17 protein-coding genes are annotated in these 25,607 nt (G+C 70.7%); 8 read left to right on the top strand and 9 right to left on the bottom strand.

Annotated elements, in window-relative coordinates:
* Positions 1–5: 5 nt before the first annotated feature.
* The 3 genes from G4D83_RS20020 to G4D83_RS20030 all read left to right on the top strand — a co-directional run bounded on the left by G4D83_RS20020 (position 6) and on the right by G4D83_RS20030 (position 5,669).
* Positions 6–1,502 carry a polyamine aminopropyltransferase gene (locus tag G4D83_RS20020; protein WP_163866394.1) on the top strand — a complete coding sequence of 499 codons (1,497 nt, stop codon included), beginning with the start codon at positions 6–8 and terminating at the stop codon, positions 1,500–1,502.
* A complete protein-coding gene (locus G4D83_RS20025; RefSeq protein WP_176436528.1) occupies positions 1,493–3,124 on the top strand; it encodes an FAD-dependent oxidoreductase in 1,632 nt (543 codons plus the stop codon). The genes G4D83_RS20020 and G4D83_RS20025 overlap by 10 nt, the downstream gene beginning before the upstream one ends.
* A gap of 187 nt (positions 3,125–3,311) precedes the next feature.
* Positions 3,312–5,669 carry an arylsulfatase gene (locus G4D83_RS20030; RefSeq protein ID WP_163866396.1) on the top strand — a complete coding sequence of 786 codons (2,358 nt, stop codon included), beginning with the start codon at positions 3,312–3,314 and terminating at the stop codon, positions 5,667–5,669.
* Between the two features lie 74 nt (positions 5,670–5,743).
* Here G4D83_RS20030 and G4D83_RS20035 read toward each other — a convergent pair whose 3' ends face one another.
* Positions 5,744–6,910 carry an acyl-CoA dehydrogenase family protein gene (locus tag G4D83_RS20035; RefSeq protein ID WP_163866397.1) on the bottom strand — a complete coding sequence of 389 codons (1,167 nt, stop codon included), beginning with the start codon at positions 6,908–6,910 and terminating at the stop codon, positions 5,744–5,746.
* Positions 6,911–6,997: 87 nt separating this feature from the next.
* Between G4D83_RS20035 and G4D83_RS20040 the strand changes: the two genes are divergently transcribed.
* The gene (locus G4D83_RS20040; protein ID WP_163866398.1) at positions 6,998–8,011 is read left to right on the top strand and encodes an NADP-dependent oxidoreductase; all 1,014 of its coding nucleotides are present in this window, start codon (positions 6,998–7,000) and stop codon (positions 8,009–8,011) included.
* Between the two features lie 7 nt (positions 8,012–8,018).
* Here the strand turns inward: G4D83_RS20040 and G4D83_RS45555 are convergent, their stop codons facing one another.
* The 5 genes from G4D83_RS45555 to G4D83_RS20065 form a co-directional block, all read right to left on the bottom strand.
* Positions 8,019–8,354 carry a hypothetical protein gene (locus tag G4D83_RS45555; RefSeq protein ID WP_205522667.1) on the bottom strand — a complete coding sequence of 112 codons (336 nt, stop codon included), beginning with the start codon at positions 8,352–8,354 and terminating at the stop codon, positions 8,019–8,021.
* A 169-nt stretch (positions 8,355–8,523) separates the two neighbouring features.
* Positions 8,524–9,120: a hypothetical protein gene (locus G4D83_RS20050; RefSeq protein WP_240356436.1), complete on the bottom strand. Its 597-nt coding sequence runs from the start codon at positions 9,118–9,120 to the stop codon at positions 8,524–8,526.
* Between the two features lie 14 nt (positions 9,121–9,134).
* Positions 9,135–11,804 (bottom strand): BamA/TamA family outer membrane protein, encoded by a 2,670-nt coding sequence (locus G4D83_RS20055; protein ID WP_205522668.1) that lies wholly within the window; start codon positions 11,802–11,804, stop codon positions 9,135–9,137.
* Between the two features lie 186 nt (positions 11,805–11,990).
* Positions 11,991–12,302 (bottom strand): hypothetical protein, encoded by a 312-nt coding sequence (locus G4D83_RS20060; RefSeq protein WP_163866400.1) that lies wholly within the window; start codon positions 12,300–12,302, stop codon positions 11,991–11,993.
* Positions 12,299–13,756: a DUF6209 family protein gene (locus G4D83_RS20065; RefSeq protein WP_163866401.1), complete on the bottom strand. Its 1,458-nt coding sequence runs from the start codon at positions 13,754–13,756 to the stop codon at positions 12,299–12,301. The genes G4D83_RS20060 and G4D83_RS20065 overlap by 4 nt, the downstream gene beginning before the upstream one ends.
* Positions 13,757–13,941: 185 nt before the next feature.
* Between G4D83_RS20065 and G4D83_RS20070 the strand changes: the two genes are divergently transcribed.
* The gene (locus G4D83_RS20070) at positions 13,942–14,433 is read left to right on the top strand and encodes an SgcJ/EcaC family oxidoreductase (protein ID WP_240356437.1); all 492 of its coding nucleotides are present in this window, start codon (positions 13,942–13,944) and stop codon (positions 14,431–14,433) included.
* 22 nt (positions 14,434–14,455) lie between these two features.
* On the opposite strand, the gene G4D83_RS20075 is transcribed toward G4D83_RS20070, so the two are convergent.
* Both G4D83_RS20075 and G4D83_RS20080 read right to left on the bottom strand, forming a co-directional pair.
* Positions 14,456–15,808, bottom strand: a complete 1,353-nt coding sequence (locus G4D83_RS20075) for a sigma-54-dependent transcriptional regulator (RefSeq protein WP_163866403.1) — start codon at positions 15,806–15,808, stop codon at positions 14,456–14,458.
* Entirely contained in the window at positions 15,805–17,016 is a 1,212-nt protein-coding gene (locus tag G4D83_RS20080; protein ID WP_163866404.1) for a sensor histidine kinase, read from the bottom strand. Before G4D83_RS20080 ends, G4D83_RS20075 begins: the two co-directional genes overlap by 4 nt.
* 150 nt (positions 17,017–17,166) lie before the next feature.
* On the opposite strand from G4D83_RS20080, the gene G4D83_RS20085 reads away from it, so the two are divergent.
* From G4D83_RS20085 to G4D83_RS20095, 3 genes are all read left to right on the top strand, one after another.
* Complete coding sequence (locus tag G4D83_RS20085; RefSeq protein WP_163866405.1) at positions 17,167–18,315, top strand: hypothetical protein; 1,149 nt, start codon at positions 17,167–17,169, stop codon at positions 18,313–18,315.
* 13 nt (positions 18,316–18,328) lie between these two features.
* On the top strand, positions 18,329–20,497 hold the full coding sequence (locus tag G4D83_RS20090; RefSeq protein ID WP_163866406.1) for a bifunctional alpha,alpha-trehalose-phosphate synthase (UDP-forming)/trehalose-phosphatase: 2,169 nt from the start codon (positions 18,329–18,331) through the stop codon (positions 20,495–20,497).
* A 148-nt stretch (positions 20,498–20,645) separates the two neighbouring features.
* Complete coding sequence (locus tag G4D83_RS20095) at positions 20,646–21,854, top strand: serine hydrolase domain-containing protein (protein ID WP_163866407.1); 1,209 nt, start codon at positions 20,646–20,648, stop codon at positions 21,852–21,854.
* 57 nt (positions 21,855–21,911) lie between these two features.
* On the opposite strand, the gene G4D83_RS20100 is transcribed toward G4D83_RS20095, so the two are convergent.
* Positions 21,912–25,571, bottom strand: a complete 3,660-nt coding sequence (locus G4D83_RS20100) for a DUF3857 domain-containing protein (RefSeq protein ID WP_163866408.1) — start codon at positions 25,569–25,571, stop codon at positions 21,912–21,914.
* Positions 25,572–25,607: the final 36 nt, after the last annotated feature.

The raw sequence follows: 25,607 nt of genomic DNA on the forward strand, positions 1-25,607 counted from the left end.
ACGACGTGAACAAGACGCTGCTGTACATCACCGTCATCGTCATCGCGACGTGCGGGCTCGTCTACGAGCTCGTCGTCGGGGCGCTCGCCAGCTATCTGCTGGGTGACTCGATTACCCAGTTCTCCACCGTCATCGGTGGCTACCTCTTCGCGATGGGCATCGGCAGCTACCTGTCGCGCTACATCGACAAGGGGGTGGCCCAGCGGTTCGTGGAGGTGGAGCTGGCGGTGGCGCTGCTGGGCGGACTGTGCGCCCCGGTGTTGTTCCTCACCTTCACGCTGACGGACCTGTTCCAGGTGGCGCTGTACGGCAGCGTCATCATCATCGGCACGCTGGTGGGGCTGGAGATTCCCCTCCTGCTGCGCATCCTCAAGGACCAGCTCAAGTTCAAGGACCTGGTCAGTCAGGTGCTGTCGCTCGACTACCTGGGCGCGCTCGCCGCGAGCGTCGCCTTCCCGCTGCTCCTCGTCCCCAAGCTGGGGCTGGTGCGCACCTCGCTTTTGTTCGGCGTGCTGAACGCGGCGGTGGGTCTGTGGAGCACGTGGCTGCTCGCGCCGCTGTTGGGCAACCCGCTGCGCCTGCGCGTCAAGGCGGTGATGCTCACGGTGCTGCTGATGGTGGGCTTCGTGCTGGGAGACCGGCTCACGACGTTCTACGAGGACCAGCTCTACGCGGACGACGTGGTGCACGCGTCCAGCTCCCCCTACCAGCGCATCGTCCTGACGCGCGGCAAGCGGGGCTTCTCGCTGTTCCTCAACGGCAACCTCCAGTTCGCCAGCGTGGACGAGTACCGCTACCACGAGTCGCTCGTGCACCCGGCGATGGTGCGCGCGGGCCGCGCGGAGCATGTGCTCATCCTCGGCGGTGGAGACGGGCTCGCCGCGCGCGAGGTGCTGCGCTACCCGGAGGTCCGCTCCGTCACGCTGGTGGACCTGGACCCGGCGATAACCGGGCTGGCCATGGGCTACGGGGAGCTTTCGAAGCTCAACGAGAACGCGCTGAAGGATTCGCGCATGCGCGTCATCAACGCGGACGCCATGCAGTTCCTGATGGAGGGAGACCAGCGCTATGACGTGGTGGTGGTCGACTTCCCGGACCCGAACAACTTCGCGCTGGGCAAGCTGTACACCACGGGCTTCTACAAGCTCCTGAAGAAGCGGGTGGCGCCGGACGGCGTGGCGGTGGTGCAGAGCACCAGCCCCCTGTTCGCCCGGCGTTCATTCTGGTGCGTGGAGACGACGCTGAAGGCCGCGGGCTTCTGGACGCAGCCGTACCACGCGCTGGTACCCTCGTTCGGTGAGTGGGGCTACGTGCTGGTGGCCCATGAGGCGCCGGGCCACCACCGGCCGCTGCCGGAGGGCCTGCGCTTCCTGGACATGCCCACGCTGGAGTCGCTGACGCTGTTCCCTCCGGACATGAGTCCCCTGCCCACCGAGGTGAACCGGCTCAACAACCAGGTGCTGGTGCACTACTACGAGGAGGAGTGGCGGCGGTGGAACTGACGCGGCGGGAGCTGGTCGCCGCGTTCCTCGGCTCGGCGGTGGCAAGCGGCTGCAAGCGCGAGCAGCCCCGGGCCCCCATTCCGGGCGCCATCGTCGACCGCGCGGTGGAGGTGGGGCACCGGCTGCGCGGTGGGCCGCTGCCTCGCGCCCAGACGCTGGAGACAGTGGACGTGCTGGTGGTGGGCGCGGGCGTCGCGGGCCTGTCCGCCGCGTGGCGCCTGGCGAGCGCGGGCGTGAAGGACGTCCGCGTGGTGGAGCTGGAGGCGGAGCCTGGGGGCACGTCGCGCTCCGGGAAGAACGCCGTGTCCGCCTTCCCGTGGGGTGCGCACTACCTGCCGGCGCCGACGGAGGACCGGGGGCCGGTGGTGCGGCTGCTGCGGGAGATGGGCGCGGTGTCCGGCGTGGACGCGCAGGGGCTGCCGACGTTCGAGGAGGAGCTGCTCATCCAGGAGCCGGAGGAGCGCCACTTCTACCGGGGCCACTGGTACGACGGGCTCTACCTGCGCGTGGGCGCGACGGCGGAGGACCTGGCGGAGCTGGAGCGCTTCGACGCGAAGATGAATGCCTTCGCCGCGGCCCGGGACGCGAAGGGACGCAAGGCCTTCGCGGTGCCCACGGCGCGCTCCAGCGACGACGCCGAGTGGACGGCGCTGGATGCGCTGAGCATGGCGGCCTGGCTGACGCGCGAGGGCTTCCGCTCCACGCGCCTGAAGTGGCTGGTGGACTACGCGTGCCGCGACGACTACGGCGCCACGTCCGAGCACGTGTCCGCGTGGGCCGGCATCTGGTACTTCGCCGCGCGCCAGGACGGACAGGGCGAGCGCAGCGAGGGCTTCCTGAGCTGGCCCGAGGGCAATGGCCGCCTGGTGCATCAGCTCCTCTCCGCGCTGCCGCCCCGCGCGGTGGAGCGCGACGTGCTGGTGCACACGGTGGAGCCGGGCGAGCAGGGCTGCCGGGTGGACGCGTTGGATTCACGCACGGGCAAGCCCCGCTCCTTCCAGGCGCGACAGGTGGTGCTGGCGTGTCCGCGCTTCCTCGCGGCGCACCTGGTGGCGCCGTGGCGGACGGCGCGGCCCGCGTTCCTGGATGCCTTCACCTACGCGCCGTGGGTGGTGGCCAACCTGACGCTGTCGTCGCTGCCCGAGTCGCGGGGCTTCCCGCTGGCGTGGGACAACGTGTTCCAGGAGAGCAACAGCCTGGGCTACGTGGTGGCCACGCACCAGCGGCTGCGCCAGGACGAGCGCGGCCCCACGGTGCTCACGTGGTACCTGCCCATGTCCGGCGCGGACGTGAAGGCCGAGCGCACCAAGGCGCTCTCCGCCAGCTACGCGGACTGGGAGGCGCTCGTCATGGCGGACATGCGTCCCGCGCACCCGGGCATCCTCCAGCAGGCGCAGCGCCTGGAGGTGCAGCGCTGGGGCCACGCCATGGTGCGGCCGACGCCGGGCTTCATGTGGGGCCCCGAGCGCCGCGCCGCGCAGGAGAGCGTGGGGCGTCACCTGCACTTCGCTCACACGGACCTGGGTGGACTGGCCCTCTTCGAGGAGGCCAACTGGTTCGGGGTGAAGGCCGCGGAGCGCGTGCTGTCCGAGCTGGGCCAGGCCTCCGCGAGCTGGCTCTAGCCTCCTTCCTCTCGCGAGGTGCCAGGGGCGGGCGGGCCGGGCCTTGCCTGCCTGGGTCCGTCCTGGGGGCAGCGGTGGGTGTCCTGTGGCGTGCCCATCTCTGACCCTCGGGGCCGGGACGTGTCGCCTGGAGATTCCTGGGCCATGCGACGGCCGCCCTCAGGGCACGACTTCGCGGAGGCACCTCATGTCACTCAAGGAATACAAGCCCGGCAGCACCTTCCCCGGCACCATCGGCCGGACGTGGGAGCAGTCGTCTCCAGCGTGGCCTCAACCGCTGCGCGCGAAGGAAGGCTCGCCCAACGTCCTCTTCATCGTCCTGGACGACACGGGCTTCGGACACCTGGGTTGCTATGGCTCGCCCATCCACACGCCGAACCTGGACAAGCTGGCGAAGGGCGGCCTGCTCTACAGCAACATGCACACCACCGCGCTGTGCTCGCCCACGCGCTCGTGCATCCTCACCGGCCGCAACCACCACTCCAATGGCATGGCCACCATCACCGAGGTCTCCCTCGGCTACCCCGGCTACAACGGGACGATTCCGTTCGAGAACGGATTCGTCTCCGAGATGCTGTTGAAGCAGGGATACAACACGTATGCCCTGGGCAAGTGGCACCTGACGCCCGCGGAGCAGACGAGCGCGGCGGGGCCCTATGACCGCTGGCCGCTGGGCCGGGGCTTCGAGCGGTACTACGGCTTCCTCGGCGGCGACACGCACCAGTACTACCCGGACCTGGTCCACGACAACCACCCGGTGCTTCCGCCCCGGACGCCCGAGGAGGGCTACCACCTCACCGAGGACCTGGTGGACCACGCGGTGGACTTCATCGCGGACTCCAAGCAGGTGGCGCCGGACAAGCCCTTCTTCATGTACTTCTGCACGGGGGCCATGCACGCCCCCCACCACGTCCCCAGGGAGTGGTCCGACAGGTACAAGGGCCAGTTCGACGACGGCTGGGACGCGTATCGGAAGAAGGTGTACCAGCGTCAGCTCAAGCTCGGCGTCATCCCTCCGGGCACGCAGTTGTCCCGTCATGACCCGGACGTGGCGGAGTGGGACAGCCTGCCGCCCGAGGAGAAGCGGCTGTATGCGCGGATGATGGAGGTCTACGCGGGCTTCCTGGAGCACACGGACCATCACATCGGCCGGCTGCTGAAGTTCCTGGAGGAGAGCGGTGAGCTGGACAACACGCTCATCATGGTCATCTCCGACAACGGCGCGAGCGCCGAGGGCGGGCCCCATGGCTCCGTCAACGAGCTGAAGTTCTTCAACAACACGCCGGAGTCGCTGGAGCAGAACCTGGAGGCCCTGGACGAGCTGGGCGGGCCCAAGTACTTCAACCACTACTCGTGGGGCTGGGCGTGGGCCGGGGATACGCCGTTCCGCCGGTGGAAGCGCGAGGTGTATCGGGGTGGCACGACGGACCCGTTCATCGTCCACTGGCCCAAGGGCATCCGCGCGCGGGGAGAGGTCCGCACGCAGTACTGCCACGCCATCGACATGGTGCCCACGGTGCTGGACTGCCTGGGCCTGGAGCCGCCCCAGGACATCCGTGGCGTCACGCAGTCCGCGCTCGAGGGCGTCAGCTTCCGTCAATCGTTCGACGACGCCCGCGCGGAGAGCCACCACCACACGCAGTACTTCGAGATGTTCAGCAACCGCGCCATCTACCATGACGGCTGGCGAGCGGTGTGCCCCTTCCCCGGGCCCTCCTTCAAGGAGGCCGGTGAGGGGTTCGGCGAGTCGAAGCTCACCGAGGAGCGGCTGCGTCAGCTCGACGCGGAGGGGTGGGAGCTGTACCACGTGGCGGAGGACTGCTCGGAGACGAAGAACCTGGCCGCGCGGGAGCGAGGCAAGCTCATCGAGATGATTGCCCTCTGGTACGTGGAGGCGGGTCGCTACAAGGTCCTCCCGCTCGCGTCGCCGGACCGCGCCGTCTTCTCCGCCGAGCGGCCGCAGCTCACCAAGGACCGCAAGCGCTACGTCTACCGGCCCCACACTTCACCCGCGCCGGAGAACGTGGCGGTGCACGTGCTCAACCGGCCGCACTCCATCACCGCGAAGGTGGACGTGGATGGAGACGCGGAGGGCGTGCTGCTCAGTCACGGCGGGCTCACGGGCGGCTACACCTTCTTCATCCAGGGCCGGAAGCTGCACTACGTCTACAACTTCGTGGGCGAGCGGGAGTTCCACATCGAGTCGGCGGTGGAGGTGCCCACCGGCCGCACGGAGCTGCGCTTCGAGTTCGAGCCCACCGGTGAGCCGGACCTCGAGGCCGGCAAGGGCGCGCCGGGGCGGGGCAAGCTCTTCATCGACGGGGACCTGGTCGCCCAGAGCGACATCTCCTCGACGATGCCGCTGGTCATCAGCCTGGGGGAGGGGCTGACGTGCGGGCGGGATGACAACTCGTCGGTGAGCGTGATGTACCGCCCGCCCTTCGCGTTCCGGGGCGGCACCCTGCGCGAGGTGGTGGTGGACGTGTCCGGCGAGCACCTGCACGACGAGCAGAAGGAACGCCAGACAGTGATGGCTCGGCAGTAGGGGGAGGCGACACGTCGTCGCCTGTGGGGCCCGGCCTCTTCCCTGCGCTTCAGGGAGGCCGGGCCCTTTTTTCTTCAGAGCACCGGCGTGGGGGGGGCGAACCCGAGCAGGATGCCGCCGGTGAGCTCCAGCGTGGGCCGCGCCACCATGGCGTGCTGGGTGATGGTGTGCACGTCGCGGAAGCAGCGCTGGAGCGCACTGGTGTGGAACACGGCGGGGCCGCCCGCGGCCTCGTACATGCGGTCCACCGCGCGCGCGGCGCTTCGTGTGGCGTGAGTCATGGCCAGACGCAGGTCGGCCCTGCCGCGGATGGAGACGGGGCCTCGGGTGGCTTCGTCGTGGAGGGCGTGGATGGTCTCCAGCGCGAAGGCGCGGGACGAGCGCACCTCGGCCTCCGCCTCGGAGATGGCCTCCTGCACGGCGGGGCGCGCGGCCAGCAGTCTGCGCTCCATCACCACCGTCTTCTGCCGGGCCAGCGTGGCCAGCTCGTCGATGGCGCGCCGGGCGATGCCCAGGGCCACGGCGGGGATGCCCAGGCCCAGGAGACCGAAGGGAAAGCCATACAGCGGGCGCGCGACATGGGGAGGCGCGAAGAAGGAGAAGCCGTGGTCGTCCGGGACGAAGAAGTCCTTCACCTCCATGTCACCGCTGCCGGTGCCGCACAGGCCGGAGGCGAACCAGGTGTCGTGGAGTGTGACGTCCTGGGCGGGGAGGAAGAACAAGCGCGTCTCCGGCACGCCCTCGCGCACCATGCGTGGCTTGCCGCCCTCCGTGACGAGGGCGCCGCCCACGAGCCAGTGACAGTGCCGGCTGCCGCTCGCCCAGGGCCAGCGGCCGGTGACGCGGTGGCCACCCTCGACGCGCTCGGCGCGGCCCAGGGGCGCGGCCACGCCTCCGGTGATGACGTCCGGCGCGGAGAAGATGGCGCGGCCCACGGGCTCCGGCAGCCACGCCGCCGTCAGCGCGGTGGCCGAGCCAATCATCGCGCTCCAGCCGGTGGCGCCGTCCGCGCGGGAGAGGGCCTCGATGACCTGGAAGGAGAGCGCGGGGTGCAGCTCCAGCCCGCCATAGGTCTCCGGAATCATCATCCGGAAGATGCCCGCGCGGGTGAGCTCCTGGACGAGGTCCTGGGGGAGATGGCGCGCGGCCTCGATTTCGGCGGAGCGCGCGGACAGGCGCGGCGCGAGCTCCACGGCGGCGGCGAGGAGGGGATGGGCGGGGAGTGGGCTGGAGCTCTTCATGGCCGACAGCCTAGGAAGTCCTGCGTCCTGGTTGCCAGCGGGGAGGTGGACGGAAGATGGTGGGGCGCCTCGAACCCGGAGCCGCCGATGAGCACCCTCCCGAGCCGTCAAGTCGTCCTCGCTCGCCACATTCCTCGACTGCCCGAGCCGGAGCACTTCCGCGTGGAGCGCGTGGACGTGGGCGAGCCTCAGGACGGGGAGCTTCGCGTGAAGACGCTGTTCGCGTCCGTGGACCCGGGCACGCTGGCCCGGTTGGGCGGTGTGGACTCGTATGCGCCGGCCCTCAAGTTGGGGGAGGTCATCGGCAGCGCGGCCGCGGGCGAGGTGCTGGAGTCGCGTGACGCGCGCTATGCCGTGGGCGATGTGGTGGTGGGGAGCTGGGGATGGCGGGAGCACGCGGTGGTGAGCGCTCGCGGGCTGCGCAAGGTAGAGCCTGGCGCGGAGTCCGTCTCGGCGGAGCTGGGGGTGCTCGGCATTCCCGGGCTGACGGCGTACTTCGGGATTCTTGACCTGGGCCGTCCCCAGGCCGGTGACACGGTGCTGGTGTCCTCCGCAGCGGGCGCGGTGGGTTCCATCTCGGGACAGATTGCCAAGAGGCAGGGGGCTCGCGCGGTGGGCATCGCCGGAGGCCCGGAGAAGTGCCGCTGGGTGGTGGAGGCGCTGGGCTTCGATGCCTGCATCGACTACCGAGCGGAGAAGGACCTGGCCGCCGCCATCCGACGCGAGTGTCCCCAGGGGGTGAGCGTGTACCTGGACAACGTGGGCGGCTCCACGCTGGACGCGGCGCTCACCTGCATGGCGATGAAGGGCCGGGTGGTGGTGTCGGGGCTCGTCGCGGACTACGGCGTGCCACCGGAGGCGCGCGCGGGCTTGAAGAACACGCCGTTCCTCATCATCCAGCGGCTGCGCCTGGAAGGCTTCGTGGTGTTCGACTACGCCGCGCGCTTCGGTGAGGCGCGGGCGGAGCTGCGGCGGTGGCTCCAGGACGGCTCGCTCCGTCATCGCGAGCACATCGTCGATGGACTGGAGTCAGCGCCCGCTGTGTTCGCCGGGCTGTTTCGTGGCGAGAACTTCGGGCGCGCGGTGGTGCGGGTCGCTTGAGAGGGAGTCAGCTTCCGTCGGGATGGGTGATGTAGCGCGTGCGCCCGTCGCCGAGGTCTTCCGCCCGAGGCCCTGTCACTGAGTCCACCGCGATGATGACGATGTCCTTGCGCTGGCCCAGCGCCACGAGTTCGCTGGGCCGGGGCTCCACGGGGCGCGAGCGTCCCCCTACGCCCTCGGGGAAGAAGAGCGCGTGGCCCTTCTCCAGATAGAGGACGGGGACGTGGGTGCCCTGGGTCTCCGCGTCGATGGGGACGAAGACATGCACGGTGTCCGACGCGGGCTCCCAGCGCGGCCCACACGAGGCGAGCAGCAGGAGTAGCGGAAGCATCCATGAACGCATGAGGGTTCTCCTTGCCTCGGCGTGAGAGCCGGGCAGTCCTTGATTCATGAGGCCCGCGACTCGCGGGCACAGAAAGGTCGTGCTCCGGGCGCTCGCTCGGAGCCCCGCCTCGTCGCGTGGCGCTCCGGCCGACATGCTTCCAGCCGGAGCGCTCAGGTGCTGTCGTTGCTCAAGTCGGCGGCGTGACGTCGCAGCGTCCCGAGGCCCTCTGGGAGAGGTCCTCCGCCACGGTGCGCAGCAGCGTGCCCGTCACGACGGAGCGGTCTGTCTCTCCCGCCCCCTCCGTCCGCGAGAGCCAGGAGGCCATGCGTCCCAGGCTGGCCGCCGTCACCACGTTCAGCTTCACCTCCACCTGGACGATGAGGCGCTCACCCTCCTCGGGCCGCGCCTCCAGGGTCCACGCGACGCGCTCCAACTCCAGCGTGGCGGGCCCCGCCGGGAGCGGCCTTCCATCCAGCACGTAGCCTTCCCGGGTGAAGACAATCACCTGGGTGAGTCGCGCGCCGTCTACCCGCGTGTTGAACCAGAGCGCCCGGCGCTTCCACAGCGTCAGCTCCACTTCCAGCTTCCCCGCCATCCCCAACCGCACCAGCCGGTCCAGCTCCGCCGAGAGGAACGCGAAGGCCTCCGAGCGCGCCAGCACGCGCCGCCCGGAGAGGGTGGCGGTGCAGGTGACGCGCGGCTCCTCCGCCCAGGCCCCGGGCGCGAACAGCCCCGCCGCGGCCACCAGGGCCGCGCCGAGCGTGCGTCTTGTCCGTGTCCCCATGCGTGTCATGGGCCTCAGAAGGTCCGCACGAAGAACAGGCGCGCCTCGGGCGTGGCCGTGGCCTTCTCGTCCGTGCGCCACGCGACATCCACGCGCACGTCGTCGGTGAAGTGGAACGTCCCTCCGACGCCCAGCCGCGCGTCCTGCCACTCACCCGCGCCGCGCACCGTGCCCAGGTCCGCGAAGAGGCCGAAGGCATGCCACCGGTACTCGGCCGTGCCCAGCACCGACACGTCGCCCTTGAACTCCTTGAAGCCGAAGCCTCGCAGCGCGCTCCAGCCGCCCAGCGCCTCGCGCTTCTGCTCGGGCAGGTTGTCGCCACCCGCGCCGCGCAGCCGCAGCCGCAGGCCCGTCTCCCAACCCGTGGGCACCACCATCGTCACGTCGCCGAGCAGCTTCCAGAAGCGCTCGTCCGGACCCGTCGCGGCGGGCCCCTCGCCCACCTCCAGCGTGACGAAGCCGTGCAGGAACGGGCTGTGTCCCCAGTCTCCATCCCCGTGGAACAGCGGCGTCTCCGGCGTGCGGAACAGCGAGCCCACCTTCGCGTCGCGAGGAGTCCCGCTGGCGTACTCCAGCCGCGCGATGACGGACTGGAAGCGGCCCTCGTCCACCGGCGCGTTGGGGAAGGGAGGCGAGTCGCGGCGGAACAGCGAGAGCGGCGGAGTGAAGCTGCGCAGCGTCTCGTAGCGGTCGGAGCGGTACTCGACGCCCGTGAGCCAGTCCTCGGACCAGCGGAAGGTGGCGAACGCCGCCACGCCCTTGCGGCGGAAGTAGTCGCGGTCCGGCCGATTCAAGAGCGCCGAGTAGATGGACGAGTCGATGTCGCTCATCCGCCACCGGTCCAGCGTGTCCGTGAAGTCGTACGCCTGACCGCCCAGCTCCGCGAGGCCCACCGCCGGAATCTCCACGCGCGCGCCGCCCAGCAGGTTCAGCTCGCGCTGACGCTTCGTGCCTTCCGGGTCATCCGGCAGGCGCTGTCCACCCCAGCGCAGGGGGATGAAGGCCGCGGCGTCCAGCGTGGTGTGGAGGCGGTCCTTCGAGTCCCAGATGCGCAGCGAACCCTCCAGGCCCGGCGCGAACCCCGTCACCTGTGTGTGCACGGGCAGCAGCTCCAGGTCCAGGTCCGGACGACGCGGACGCACGTGCACGACGAGGCGCCGTCCCTCCAGGGTGATGCCCTCGCCGTCGTGGCCGTGCCGCCAGGACTCGAACAGCTCGCGCCAGCTCAGGTCGAACTCGACCTGCTCACGGCGACGGCGCTCCTTGCGCTGGGCCTCCTGCGTCCGGTAGTGGCGCACGCCGTCGGCCGCGCGCTCCTCGACGATGCGCGCGTCACGTCGGCGCACGGCGTCGTCGGAGTCCGTGTCCACGCTCGCCGCCTGCAGGAAGGGCAGGCGCGACTCCAGGCGCTCCATGGCGCGTCGCGCGTCGCTGCGCAGGAAGACGTCTCCGGCCTTCAGGTCCAGCGCGGCGCGCACCCGCTCCGCGATGGAACCGTCCACGCCCACCACGTCCACTCCCTCCAGGCGGCCCTCGTCGACGATGACGGTGAGGTGGCCCTGAGGGGTGAGCGTGCCGGACAGGCTCGCGAGCATGTAGCCGTCGCCACGCAGGTCACGCAGCGCGCGCTGCAGCGCGGCCGTCACCCCGCCGAGGACGAGCCCCGGTCGGTACTCGTCGCGCTCCATCCGAGCGAGCCACTCCCGGGGCGGGCGCTGCGGCGGGCACGGCTTGCTGACGGTCAGCGTCCCGCGCACGCCATTCACGCGCAGGGTGGCGGTGAACTCCTCGTCGTCCTCGTCCTCGTCGGGGAAGCGGGGCGGCAGGCGGAACACCTCGTCGAGGATTTCGGTGCGCTGGAGGTCCTGGAGTCCTTCCACGTCCACCGACGTGACGACGGGGTTCTCCTCCAGGAGCACCTCCAGGACGACGGGGCCCTGCTCGGGGACGCGCAGGCGCGGCTCCACGCGGGCGAACAGTCCGGTGTGCGCAAGGCGGCGCAGCATCCGCTGGAGGTGGCGGGTGTGCAGGGGGGCGCGGGACTCCGCGGGCGGCGAGCCGATGAAGGCGCGCACCTGGTCCTCCGTGAGGCGCTTGAGCCCATGCAGCTCGATGACCTCCGGCGTGAGCGCGCGGCCATCCACGTTCAGCTCCAGCGGATGGAGGATGGCGAGGTCTTCCATCTCCTCGTCCAGGTAGTCCTCGTCGCAGGCCGCGCGCTTCTCCTTCTCGCGTCGACGCTCACGCCGGTCCGACGCGCGCTCGTTGCGCGACTCAGTCCGCGCCGCGCCGCGTGCGTCCTCCTCGGCCTCCTCGGCCGCGCGCTCGTTGCGGGACTCGGTCCGCGCCGCGCCGCGTGCGTCCTCTTCGGAGCCGCGCTCGTCGTCTCGCGAGTCTTCGTCGTCCGAGTCACGCCAGCGCTTGGAGCGCTCATCGCGGGACTCCCGTGCGTCCTCGTCGCGCTCGACCTCGGCGGGCGCGGCGGGCGTGCGCCGGGGGAGGGGCAGGGGAAGGCCGGGCTCCTCTTGGGACTCCTTTTGGGGCGGCGCGGCGGAAGTGGGAGGCGGGCCGACAGTGCTGGTGGAGTCGGGCACGCCCGCGTCTGGCGCGGGCTGCGCGCTGGCGAGCAGGGAGACGAAGCAGAAGAGAAGCGCGAGGCGGTTCATGCGCATGGGACAGAGCACGCTGCGTTCCAGCCGCCGCGTCGGGGCAAGTGCTTGAAAGGACGAGAGCTGGCCAGCCTTGCCGATGTCATGGACACATCCTGATGTCGAATCGAGATGTGATACTGACATCGAGCCCGGCGATTGCCGCGAGCCGTCCGGTGCCCTCGGAACACGACTCCGGGTCCGGGGGGCCCGTGCCGCCGGTCAGCGCGGCTCCGCGGCCTCGTTCTCGCTCCACCACTTCAGCCACCCCTGGCGATTCGCCTCCAGGTTGCCCACCACTCCATCGCCGAACGTGGTGACGCCGGTGATGCGGCGCAGGGCGGCGCCCCAGAAGACGCTGCCTGCGCGATAGCGCTCCATGATGAGCGGCACCGCGGGCCGTCCCAGCGCCACGAGCGCGTCGAACGACGGGTGCTCCAGGAACACGTAGGGATTGGACGACTCGCGATGCTCCGCGCAGTGTCGCTCCCACTCCTCGGCCAGGGCGTCGAAGCGGGCGCCGGGCGCGCTCATGAGCTGCTCACGGGGGACTGACGGGGACGCACGTAGACTCGCACGGGCGCACCATACGAAGGGCCGGTGAGGTCGTCAGCGCTGTTGTGACGGATGAGCGGCTGGGTGCCAATCTTGCTCGTGAAGCGGCCCTGCTCGTCCATCAGCGCGCCGTGCGTCACCTCGAGCGGACCCTTGCCCGTCATCGGCTTGCGGCCGTAGATGACCACCTTCTCCAGGCTGGAGTCGTGGCTCAAATCCAACGAGTCCATCGGCTTGTAGCCCTGCTCCGCGTACAGCTTGTCGAAGTCCTCCACGCGCGTGCCCGGCCAGACCCACTCGTCGCGCTTGCCCACCGTCCACGCGATGCAGTTGTAGCGCTCCGACGAAGGGCCGATGCCCACGAACTTGTCCGCGCTCAGGTTGGGGAAGCTCTTGCTCTTGAGCAGCTCGTTCTTCCAGCCCGGTTCGGCGTCGTCGCGCGTGACGCCGACGGAGAACTTGAAGTTCTGCCCGTTGGCCGAGTCCCACGTCGTGTTGTCGTCCGCCTTGCCCCGGAACCAGACCTGCATGTCCGTGGCCTCGAAGGGCACGCGGAGCGCCGGCAGGAAGTCGCCGCCCGCGTTGCCGGACTGCCCGGCCTGGAGGTCGAGCGGGAACTCCAGGGGCGGCCCGCCGTTGAAGGACACGCAGGCGACGACGTCGGAGGGCGTCTTGCCGCCCGCGAGCGCCTTGAGGCGGTCCTGGTCATACGCGAGCTGGACCTTGTCTCCGGCGCGCAGCGTGCCGTCGACCTGCGTCTTGAAGTCCTCGGTGAAGGACACCGTCGCGCCCTCTTTCGAGGCCACTGACGCGTCGTTGCTCGGGTCCCACTGGTTGCTGATGCGCCCGTCGGCGCCGGTGGTGCGGAATGACAGCCGCACCAGGCCCGTGGCGTCGGGAGGAAGGGTGAACGTCCCGGGCTGGATGTTCAGCCGGCCATTCGCGTCACGGCTGCCGTCGGTCAGCGGAATCGCCGTCTCCGTGCCCCCGGGGACCAGCCGCCACACCAGCTCCACCTTCTCGTACTGCGACGAGAAGCGCGCCGGGTCCGCCGACACCGTCAGCGGCTTGCCCGCCTCGGCGTGGAAGGAGGGGCCTCGGCCGGGGCCCGTGGGCAGGCTCACCTGTCCCTGGCCTTCCACGAAGGCGTTGGCCTTCCGGCCGCCTTGCTCGAAGCGCGCCTCATAGCCGGTGGCCGCGTGGAGCCGGGGCTGGATGTCGAGCGCCTTCGCGCTCACCGCCGTCGTCGCGGCGACTCCACCGAGCAGCGACGTGCTGACCTGGGGACGCGTGGCGCGGGACTCGAACTGGTCGACCTGCGCATGGCCCAGAGGCGCCTTCTCACCGGTGGGCCGGGCCGCGCGCTCACGCTCCATGCCGGACCCGGGCTGCGTGGCGGGAGTGAATGCGGGGCGGCCGATGCGGTTCGACATGGGGCGGCTCTTCCTGGTGGGGCGACCTGGGGGTGGGTCCGGAGGGATTATCGCACCCGGGGCTTCCTGGGTTTCCTGCTGGCCGAGAATCGCGCGGGGAGTGCGAGTGCGGGAGACGCTGGGGCTCGGCTTCGCTCGGGCTTGTGGCAGGCTGCCGGGCCCTCTTCCAAGCAAGGAGCTTCACCGTGATTCGCAGTGTTCCCACCCGGTTGGCCCTGGTGTGCGCGTTGCTGCTGTCCCAGGCCTGCGCGCACGTCGACCCTGCGCGGGACGAGCAGGACATCCGTCAGATGGTGGACGTGCAGACCCAGGCGTGGAACCGCCAGGACGCGGTGGTGTGGTCCAAGGACTTCGCGCCGGACGCGGACTTCATCAACATCGTCGGCACGGTGTTCGAAGGACAGCCGCAGATTCAGGAGCGCCACGCGGCCATCTTCCAGACCCTCTTCAAGGGCAGTCAGGACAAGGTCACCATCCGGCGGGTGAGCTTCCCCGCGCGCGACGTGGCCGTGGTGGACACGACGCACGAGGTGACCGGACATGCGGGTCTGCCTCCCGGTGTCCAGAACACGGAGCCGGGTCTGCTGCGGACCCAGATGCGCTACGTGATGAACCGCGTGGACGGCACGTGGCGCATCGTCGCGGGGCAGAACACCGACGTGAAGCCCCGGCCGTAGCGCGAGGACGGTGTCGATGCGCTCAGGCCACCGGGAGCCCGAGCGCCTTGATTCGCCGGTAGAGGTTGCCTCGGTCCACCTGCAACAGCCGCGCGGCACCGGCGATGCTCTCGCCCTCCTGGAGCGCGGCGCGGATGAGCTCCCGCTCGAAGTCCTCCACGTGCTCGCGGTAGCTCTTCTCGCCGAGGCTGGGGCGCGTGGTGGGAGCCGTGGCCTGGGGCGCGACGACGGCCTCGGGTCCGAGCGTCAGCGGTCCTCCGCCTCGCAGCAGGTTGAGCCGCTCGATGACGTTGCGCAGCTCGCGCACGTTGCCGGGCCATGGGTAGGCGCGCAGCGCTGTCTCCGCGCCGGGGGCCAGCACGAGGGGTGCTTCTGGTCCGGCGAATTCGGCCGCGAAGGCGCGCGCCAGTGGGAGCAGGTCCTCGAGGCGCTCGCGCAGTGGCGGGATGTGCAGGGGCATGACGTTGAGGCGGAAGAAGAGGTCCTGACGGAAGCGTCCCTCTTTCACCGCGCGGGCCAGTTCCTGATGGGTCGCCGCGAGGATGCGCGCGTCCACCGGCACGGGCACCGAGCCGCCCAGTCGCTCCACTTCGCGCGTCTCCAGTACGCGCAAGAGCTTGGCCTGCAGCTCCAGCGGCATGTCGCCAATCTCGTCCAAAAGCAGCGTGCCACCGTGCGCCTGTTCGATGCGCCCCGCGCGCCGATTCACCGCGCCGGAGAACGCGCCCTTCTCATGGCCGAACAGTTCGCTCTCCAGCAGCGTGGCGGGAATCGCGGCGCAGTTGACGGCGACGAGTCGTCCCTTGCGTCCCGAGGCCAGGTGCAGCGCCCGCGCGACGCGCTCCTTTCCCGTGCCCGTTTCACCGGTAATCAGCACTGCCGTGTCGCTGGGCCCCACGCGCGCGATGAGCTGACGCAGGGCTCCCATGCTGGGACTGTCGCCGACGAGATGTCCTGGGCGTGCGAGCGCGTCCAGCAGTCGCTCGCGTTCCTCCTGGAGCGCGCCGAGCGCCAGGGCGTTGCGAAGTGCCGTGACGAGTCGCTCGGGTGAAGGGGGCTTCTCCACGAAGTCGGTGGCGCCGAGCTTCAGGGCCTGCGCGGCTTCTGATGGCGAGGCCTCGCCCGACAGGACGACGACGGGCACGGGCAGGGGACGCGGCAGTCGCGCGAGGAACTCCAGCCCCGTCTCGCCCGGCATGCGCAGGTCGAGCAGCATCATCGCGGGGAGGCCCTCGGGGGATTCGAGGACGCGGGTGGCCTCGGCGGTGGAGCGGGCCTCCACGGAGGTGAAGCCCTCGTCGCTCAAGAGGCCACGCAGGGCCTTGAGGACGCCAGGGTCGTCGTCGACGACGAGGATGCGGGGGCCGGGCTTCATGTCGTGGGCACGCGGGACGAAGGGGGAATGAAGGGCAGCTCCACGCGCGCGAGCGTACCGCCGCCGGGCGCGGGCTCCAGTCGGAGCGTGCCGCCGTGTTCGTGGGTGATTTTCTGGGAGATGGGCAGGCCCAGCCCACTGCCCTCGGGCTTGGTGCTGAAGAGACCGCGCGTGAGGGCCGCGCCCTCGATGATCGCGGGGACACCGCTGCCTCCATCCGTCACGGTGACGCGCACGGTGTGCTCCGTCGCGGCCTCCAGGGCGATTCGCACGGGAGGGGCGCCCGCGGTGGAGGCCTCGGCGGCGTTCTTCACGAGGTTGCCGAACAGGCGGCGCAGGCCGTCCGGGTCCGCGCGCAGCGAGACGTCCGGACCGGGTACGAGCTCCACGGGCACGGGCGAGGTCTCCGCGTACAGCGCGCGGATTTCGGAGAGCAGCGGGCGCAGGGGCACGTCCTGGAAGCGCGGGGCGGGCAGTCGCGCGAAGGTGGAGAAGCTCTGGGTCATCCGCATCAGCAGCTCCACTTCCTCCTGGAGCAGGGCCACGGACTCGGTGACGCGCGTGGCGTCCGAAGGGGACCCGGTGTCCGCGCGAGACAGGCGCGCGAGTGAGAGCTTCATCGCGGTGAGGGGATTCTTCAGCTCGTGGGCGAGCGAGCGGGCCACGTCCTGCCATGCGGCGATCTGCTCGGCGGATTTGAGTCGCTCGCGCTGGGCGACCAGCTCCTGGCCCATGCGGTTGAACTGTCCCAGGAGGAACTGAAGCTCGTCCCGGGGCGGGTCCGTCGCGGGCAGCCGCACCGAGAGGTCGCCTCGCGCATAGGCCCACATGCCCTCGGTCAAGGTCGTCACCGGCCGGGTCAGCGCACGACCGAGCAGCACGGCGGCCACCGCCAGCACGCAGCCCGAGACGAGGACGAGGACGGTGATGAACGCGGGCACGCGCCGCACCAGGGCCCGACGTGTCAGCTCCGCCTGGGCCAGATGGAGTCGAGCTTCGTCCAGGGAGCCGCGAGGCAGGCCCCGGCGCTCCAGGTCCAGGGACACGTCATCCAGCACCGCCTCCACGGGGGCCACCGAGACGGACAGCACCCGCTCCAGCGCGCCCTGGGCCACGACGCCCAGCAACACCAGCGGGACGAGCCCCGCGAGCAGCATCACCGCCAGCAGCCGGCGACGGAAGCGAGGGGGCGGGGGAGTCGAGGGCATGGCGGACGCGGGCTCACGGCGGAAGGGCGACAGGCGCACTACGCGGGAGGCGCGCCGCGCTTGCCTCGGGGTTGTATCGCCCCGGCGGCCCATCGCCCAATCCGAGCCTGGGTGCCGGTCGACTTGGGGGCTGATAGCCTCACGGTCCGGATGCCCCGCCTCCTCGCGCCCTCTCAGAGCTGGTTGTTCGGTCCGCGCGTGGACCTCGCTGTCTTCGCCGGCAGTGCGCTCATCTCCGTGGCCCTCGTGCTCGCGTCCCCGTGGCTGGGGACGGTGGGGGACACGCCTGTGTGGGCGTGGCTCCTGCTCGTCGTCTGCGTGGACGTGGCCCACGTCTGGTCCACGCTGTTCCGCACCTACCTGGACCCGGAAGAACTGCGCCGACGCCCCGGTCTGTACATGGCCGCGCCCCTCGTCGCCTGGGTAGCGGGCGTGCTGGCGCACCAGGTGTCACCGGGCGCGTTCTGGACGCTCTTCGCCTACGTGGCGCTGTTCCACTTCGTCCGTCAGCAGTACGGCTGGGTGGCGCTGTACACGCGCAAGGCCCGCGCCTCCGACTTCGAGCGTCGCCTGGACGCCGCCGCCATCTACGCCGCCACCGTGGGCCCCGTCGTGTGGTGGCATGCGAACCTGCCCCGCGCGTTCTGGTGGTTCGTGGAGGGCGATTTCCTCCCGGGCCTCCCCACGTGGATGGGCACGCTGGCGCTGGCGCTGCATGCGGTGGTGCTGGTGGCGTGGCTCGGCTTCCAGGGGCTGCGCGTCGCGCGTGGCGAGGGCCTCCAGGTCGGCAAGGTGCTGCTCGTCGGCGCCACGTGGGTGACGTGGTTCGGCGGCATCGTCCTCGCGCGCGACGACTTCACCTTCACGGTGATGAATGTCGTGCTGCACGGCGTGCCGTACTTCGCGCTGCTGTTCCGCTACTCGCGCGGACGCGGCGAGGAGGGCCGCTATGGCGTGGCGGGCGCCGTGCTCCGCGCGGGGCTCCCTGGCTTCCTCCTGTTCCTCGTCGCGCTGGCGTTCACCGAGGAACTGTTGTGGGACCGCTTCATCTGGCACGACCGGCCCGACCTTTTTGGAAGTGCGGGCGTGGGACTCTCGCCGGACCTGCGGGCGCTGGTGGTGCCGCTGCTCGCGTTGCCGCAGGCCACGCACTATGTGCTGGATGCGTTCATCTGGAAACCGGGCCGCGAGCCCGCGCTGTTGGCTCGCCTCGGATGGGCGCCGCGCGCCGCGCTCGAGGGTCCACCAATCGCCACCTCGCGCGATTCGAAGATGGCCATTCGAGGAGGGAGTGAATAAGGGTCAGGGGCCTATGCCTCGACTCCTGCTCGTCTCCAATCGTCTCCCCGTCACCGTCAAGGCGGAGAAGGACAGCGTCTCCGTGGTGAGCAGTGCCGGCGGACTCGCCACGGGGTTGCGCAGACCTCATGAACGCTCCGGAGGCCAGTGGATTGGCTGGCCCGGCGAGATGAGCCGGTTGTCGGAAACCCAACGCGCCAGGGTGGAGGAGCAGCTCGCGGAGCAGCGCTACGTGCCCATCCACCTCACCCCGAGCGAGGTGGCCCGGTACTACGAGGGCTACTCCAACCGGGTCCTCTGGCCGCTGTGCCACTACATGCTGGACCGCATCCCCCGGCAGGACCGCGACTGGGACGTGTACCGCAAGGTCAACGAGCGCTTCGCGGACCTCACCGCGAAGCAGTACCAGCCGGGCGACACCATCTGGGTGCATGACTACCAGTTGATGCTGGTGCCAGGGATGTTGCGACAGCGGCTCCCCGAGGCCCGCATCGGGTACTTCCACCACATCCCGTTCCCCTCGTCGGAAATCTTCCGCACGCTGCCCAGGCGCGAGGCGCTGCTGAAGGGCCTGCTCGGCGCGGACCTCATCGGCTTCCACACCGTGAGCTACGTGCGGCACTTCTCCGGCTCCCTGTTGCGCCAGCTCGGCCTGGACACGGATGTGGACCGCATCATGTGGGAAGGCCGGCAGGTGCGCGTGGGCGCCTTCCCCATGGGCATCGACTCGGACTCCTTCGACACGCTCGCGAAGGAGGAGAACGTGCTGGAGGAGGTGGCCTCCCTGCGCCGCGGCGCGGAGGGCCAGCGCATCCTCTTGGGCATCGACCGGCTCGACTACACCAAGGGCATCCCCCGCAGGCTCCTGGCGGTGCAGCGCGTGCTGGAGCGCGAGCCCTCGTGGCGCGGGCGCCTGCGCTTCATCCAGGTGGCAGTGCCCAGCCGGACGCAGGTGGAGGCGTACGCCACGTACCGCGAGCAGGTGAACGAGCTGGTGGGCCGCATCAATGGCCAGTACGGCACCGTGCGGAACGTGCCGGTGCACTACCTCTACCGCTCCTTCAACGAGAAGCAGCTCGCCGGGCTGTACCGCGCGGCGGACGTCATGCTCGTGACGCCCGTGCGGGACGGCATGAACCTGGTGGCCAAGGAGTTCTGCGCCTCCCGGCCGGACGAGGACGGCGTGCTGGTGCTCAGCGAGTTCGCCGGCGCCGCCGACGAGCTGAACAAGGCGCTCACCGTCAACCCGTACGACGTGGAGACGACGGCGGACGCGATTGAGCAGGCGCTGGAGATGGGCGAGCACGAGCGCCGCGAGCGCATGCGTGCCCTGCGCGCGCAGGTGAGGGCCCACGACGTGCACTGGTGGGTGTCCTCCTTCCTGGGCCGGCTCCAGGGCCTGCCCTCGGTCTCCATCCGCGACGTGAAGGGCGGCGCGGAGGCGCTGGAGGTCATGAAGTCGGCGCGGCACCTGTCGCTGATGCTCGACTACGACGGGACGCTGGTGGGCTTCGCGGCCCGGCCGGAGCTGGCCGCGCCGGATGACGCCCTGCGCGCGCTGCTGGCGAAGCTGGTGGCGCGGCCGAACACCACGGTGAGCGTGGTCAGCGGCCGGCCCAAGGAGACGCTGGAGGCGTGGTTCGGAGCGCTGCCCATGGGCCTGCACGCGGAGCATGGCCTGTGGTCCCGCCCCAAGCCGTCGGATGCGTGGCGGATGCTGGACGGCGTGACGGCGGAGTGGAAGGACGCCGCGCGCCCCATGCTCGACGAGTTCGCCGCGCGCGTGCCGGGCTCGTTCGTGGAGGAGAAGTCCGCGTCGCTGGCGTGGCACTACCGCCAGGTGGACCCGGAGTTCGGCGCGCTCCAGTCCCGCGAGCTGCGGCTGAAGCTGGCGGAGACCTTCGCCCGTCGTCCCGTGGACATCCTCCCCGGAGACAAGGTGGTGGAGGTGCGGCCCCACGGTGTGAACAAGGGCCGCGTGGTGGACTCGGTGACGCGTCAGCTGCCGCCGGGCACGCTGGTGGTGGCCGTGGGCGATGACCGCACGGACGAGGACATGTTCGCGGCCATGCCCGAGGGCGGGCTCACGATTCACGCGGGCAACAAACCCTCGCGCGCCACGTATCGCGTCAGCGGTCCGGAGGACGTGCGCAAGCTCCTGTCCGCGCTCGTGGAGTCGTGACGCCGCACCGGAGGGTAACGGCACGGTGGCGGCTCGACGATTTCGGTGACGAGTCGTAGGACATTCCACGAAAGGCCCACGAGTCGGGTGACAGGCCTCCTCTCCGCTGGTGTTCTGCTCCCGGGCCGATTTTCACGGGAGATGGAACATGGATGTCCCGCGCCGGGGTCTGCGGGTGGGTGCAGCGGTGCTGGTGGTGAGCTTCTCGGGGGCGGGATGTGGCCCAGGTGACGATGCCGCCACCAACGAAGTGGAGACCAGTGAACAGGGGCTGGACTGGGAGCAGTCGCTCCTGGCGCCCCTGGACCGGGACGCGCTGCGCCGCGTCCTCACGGGCCTTCCGGACGCGAATACGACGGCGGCGCAGGTCCGCATCAATGGCGCCGCGGGTCGCTGGCTCGGAGCGTCCGGCGTCGCGGATGTCCACGCGGGCACGCCCGTGCCCACGGATGCGCGCTTCCGCATCGGCAGCATCACGAAGACGTTCACCGCCACCGTGGTGTCGCAGCTCGCCGCGGAGCGCCGCGTGGACCTGGACCGGCCGGTGCAACATTACCTGCCCGGCCTCCTGCCCCCCACCTTCGGCCTCATCACCGTGCGGCAACTGCTGAACCACACGCACGGCCTGCCCAACGTCCCGCTGCCGTCGAAGGACCCGGAGTGGTTCTCCGACAACCGGTTCCGTCGCTGGTCGCCCCGGGAGCTCGTCGCGCTGGCGCTGCCCCAGGGGCCCCGCTTCGCGCCGGGCACCCAGCAGGAGTACGGCAACATCGGCTACCTCGTGGCGGGGCTGCTCATCGAGAAAGTCACCGGCCGGCCCTACAGCCACGCGGTGCGCGAGCGAATCCTGGCGCCGCTCCACCTGCGCGACACGTCCGTGCCCGGCAATGACCCGACGATTCCCGGGCCCCACGCGCGCGGCTACGAGGCCGTCACCGGCCCGGACGGCACGGTGAGCCTGGTCGACATCACCGAGGCGAACCAGTCCATCCCCTGGGCCGCCGGGGAGATGCTCTCCACCACGGCCGACCTGGACACGTTCCTCTCCGCGCTCTTCCGGGGCTGGCTGTTGCCGCCCGCGCAGCTGCGGGAGCTGTTCACCGTGCCGGACGTGCTCACGCCGGAGGGTGCTCCCGCGAGCCACGGCGCGGGCCTGACGCGCTTCGAGGTCAACGGCCTGACGCTGTGGGGCAAGAGCGGAGACCGGCACGGCTACAACAACGGCATGGGGGCCACGCGGGATTTGCGCCGGCGCCTGGTCTACTCCGTCAACACGCTGCACATGGGGCAGGAGCGGCCCGCCATCGCCGACCGCATCGTCGCCACCACCTTCGCCGCCCGCGCGCCCCGCCCCTGAAGCGGGACGCACGGCCTTCCGCCCACGCCAGACGCGGGGCGGAAGTTTCGCGACGAGCTACCGCACGAGGGACGCGGTGCGACCGCCGGGGCCCTGGATGATGACCCGGCGACCGAAGGCGCGGTCCACGCGGCCGAGGAACTCCCTGAACGCGGGGTACTCGTCCGCCTTCACGCGCGCGACGGAGAGCTTCACCTCGCCCTCGGCGATGAGCCTGCCCTCCTCCACGCGGTAGGTGAGCTTGAGGCGGCCGAACGCGTTCGTCTCCTCCACCGCCTGCGGCAGCTCCGTCACGGACCAGCCCGCGGGCAGCGTGTAGCGCAGGTTGAAGTTGTTGACCCACGGGCTCTGCATCACCAGGTCGAACCGGCGCTCCGCCAGCGGGGCGAAGGCCTGCTGGTAGGTGCGGCCCGTGCCGAAGGGCAGGAAGCGCACGGCGTTGGGCATCACCTCCGCGTAGCGGGGGATGCTCATGAGGAAGTCCATCGTCACGTCGTCATCCAGCCGGGTGGTGTCACTCAGCGACACCTGGTTCACCGTCAGGCCGGGGAAGCTCTGCGCCCACGCCCGCTCGAAGGTGGACTTGCGCGTGGCCTCCGGACGGTAGGCCCGGCGGTACTCCGGCGCGCTCTGGCCGCTCACGGAGCTGACGCCCTTCACCTCCGCGCTGCCGTCCGCGCGCAGCGTCACGTCCATCTTCAGGCCCGTGGCGTTGTCCTCGGCCTTCGCCTCCGGCGTGGTGAGGAAGGTGCTCTTGCCGTCCGGCTCCACCACCAGCACGTTGGCCACCCGGTCCGCGCTGGGCAGCTCCTTCGCCCCGTGGAACTCCGCCGTGCCATCCAGGTACAAATCGAACTTGGGAACATACGCAATCGCGTGGTTGAAGGCCGCCAGGCTCGCGGGCTCCGCGTCCAGCGCGCCCAGGTTGCGCATGCGCAGGAGGACGAGCCGGCTGTCCACGCCCGCCACCCGCAGCATCGAGTGGATGAGGCTCGCCTTGTCCTTGCAGTCGCCGAAGCGCCGCGACAGCACGCGGTCGACTCGATAGGGCTTGAAGCCGTGGATGCCGAACTCGAGCGCGACGTAGCGCGTGTTCGTCACCACGAAGTTGTAGATGGCGCGCACCACCGCCAGCTCGTTCTTCCGGTCCACGCCCTGGAGCACCTGGTCCACCGTCTGCTTCAGCTCCGTGTTTGGCTGGAGCTGGTCCCGGACGAGGCCCCACCAGTAGCGGCCCACCTGGTCCCACGTCTGGTAGGTGGAGACGTGGAGGTTCTGCGCGACTTCCGCCCAGCCCGGCATGCCCGGCTCCGGAACGACCTTGGCCACGTGCTTCGAGTTCCACCGGTACAGCACGCGCCCGCCGTCCACCGGCTCCTGCGTGCTCTCCACGCCCTGCAGCCGGCTCTTGTTCCAGTAGAGCGGGCGCTCCTTGGGCATCTCCACCAGGTACTGGAAGCGCAGCTTGGGATAGACGCCCTGCACGCTCTCCACGTCACCCCAGTAGTCCGACAGGAGGTTCTCCTGCGCGGTGTCGTCCAGGCGGTACGTCACCTCCAGCGTGTCGCCGGCGGCCAGGGACGGGAAGGAGAGCACCTTGGCGCGGGCGTCGTAGTACATGCCCGTCCACGGCTCGTTGATGTTGCGGTCGTTCTCCCCGTAGCTCTCCACCACGGAGCCGTCCGTCTTCGTCACCCGGGCGCGGAGGATGCGCACCTCCTGCCGGTCCGGGGAGTAGGTGATGGGCAGGGTGCGGAAGGCGTCCACGCCGCGCGCGTTCTGCACCTTCACCACCATCTGCGTCAGCCGGCTGGACAGGCCGCTCTTCTGGACATGCACGAAGGTGTTGTCGACCAGGTAGATGGCGTCCTCGTGGACGTACGCCTCGGCCTCCTTGGCCAGGGGCCTGGCGTCCACCACGTGCTGCATGCCGGCGCCGGCGCCCTCGCCCTTGAGGGCGCGCAGGGCCTCCTTCAGGCCGGGGTTCTGCGGACGCAGCACCAGCGATTTCTCGAAGGCGGCCAGCGCGGGCTCGCGGCGGCCCGCGGCGAGCAGGGCGCGGCCCTCGCGCTCGTAGACCTCCGGCTCATCCGGGGACAGGGCGCGGGCCTCCGCGAAGAGGGCCATCGCCGGCTCCACCTCGCCGTTGCTGGCCTTCAGCTCCGCCAGCCGCACGCGCGAGCCGTTGTCGAACGGGTTGAGGGCGACCAACTGCGCGTACTCGCGCTCGGCGGCCTCCACCTCGCCGGAGTCCGCCAGCAGCGAGGCCAGCGCGCGGCGCGTGCCGGTGTCGTCGAAGCGCAGCGCCAGCACCACGCGCATCCGGTCCATCGCCTCGCGGTTGCGGCCGAGCTGCCGGGAAATCTGCGCCGCGTTGCGCACCGCGCGCGGCTGACGGGGCTGGTACCGGAAGGCCTCCTCCACCAGCGCGTGCGAGCGCGGGCGCTCACCCAGGGCCTCGTGGGCGCGAGCCAGCACCAGGCGGGCGGAGGCATCCTCGGGCGTCTTCTCCAGCACGGGCGTCACCAGCGCGATGACGCGCTCGGGGTGGCCGCGCTCCAGCTCGAAGTCCGCCAGGGCCACGCGGGCCTCGGGCAGCGTGGGGTCCGCGGCCACGGCGGCCTCCAGGAAGCGGCGGCGCTCGTTCAGGTCATCGCGCTGGAGGCTCGCCGCGAGCATCTGCAGGCGCGCGTCCTTGGGCGCCAGCTCCGCCGCGCGCGTGGCTTCCGCGGTGGCGGTGTGCTCGCGGTCATCGAAGCCCCGGAAGAAGCCGAGCACCCGCGCGTAGTCCCCGCGCAGCGCCGCGTCGTCGGGGTTCCTCTCCACCATGGCCCGCAGCGCGGAGGTCAGCGTGGGCAGCGTCTGGGGAGCGGGGGCCGCGCCGCGCTCCACCGCGGGGGCCTTGGCGGGCAGCGACGCGCGCACGGACGGCGACTCCTGGCGCAGGTAGAAGCCGAGCGGGCCCGTCTCCTGGCACACCTTGAGGAGCACGCGGTTGAGGCCCTTGCGCAGCTTCACGGACACGCGGGACTGGTCCGGGCGCGGCAGGTTGTAGCGGTCCTCCTTCGCGGCGAGCTGTCCGTTCACCCACAGGCGGAAGGCGCCGGAGGTGCCCAGGCCCAGCGCCACGCGCGTCTCCTGCGAGGACTCCAGCCAGGTGACGGCGTAGGCCACGGCCTCGCGGTTGGGGCGCACGGCGGTGGCCAGGTCCACGTAGCCATCCGCGGTGTTCGCGGTCAGCTTGCGCCAGGACACCTGGCGTCCCTTGGCGCCCGCGTATGTCGCGCCCAAGTCCAGGCTGGCCGCCTCGGGGCCGAAGTCCGTGTCACAACCGGACTTGCCCTCGTTGTCGAAGCCGCCGACGACGTAGTAGTCGCCCATGAAGCCCATCCACGTCTTCACCTCGCCCGCGCGCGTCAGCCGGCCCCGGGCGCGCTCGGTGTCCAGGAGGAGCAGCTGCGCGGTGGCGCGGGTGTTCGCGTCGAACTGCCGCCGCGAGGCCACGTACGAGTAGGTGCTCACCAGCGGCGTGAGGTCCTCCACCTCGTCCACCAGCGAGTGCAGCCGGAGGAGACCCGCGGCGCCCCGAGGCGAGGACGCCTGCTTCAGCGCCTCGGCCGCGTACAAGCGGGCTGTCTCGTCCGCCGCGGGCCGGGCCTGCACCCAGAGGGGGCAGGTGAGCACGAAGACTGCGGCCAGCGATGTGAAGCGGGACATCCGTTCTCCTCGGTGCGACATGCGTGTGGGGCGAGG

Origin of the sequence: Myxococcus eversor, from assembly GCF_010894455.1 — a bacterium.
Classification (GTDB): Bacteria; Myxococcota; Myxococcia; order Myxococcales; family Myxococcaceae; genus Myxococcus; species Myxococcus eversor.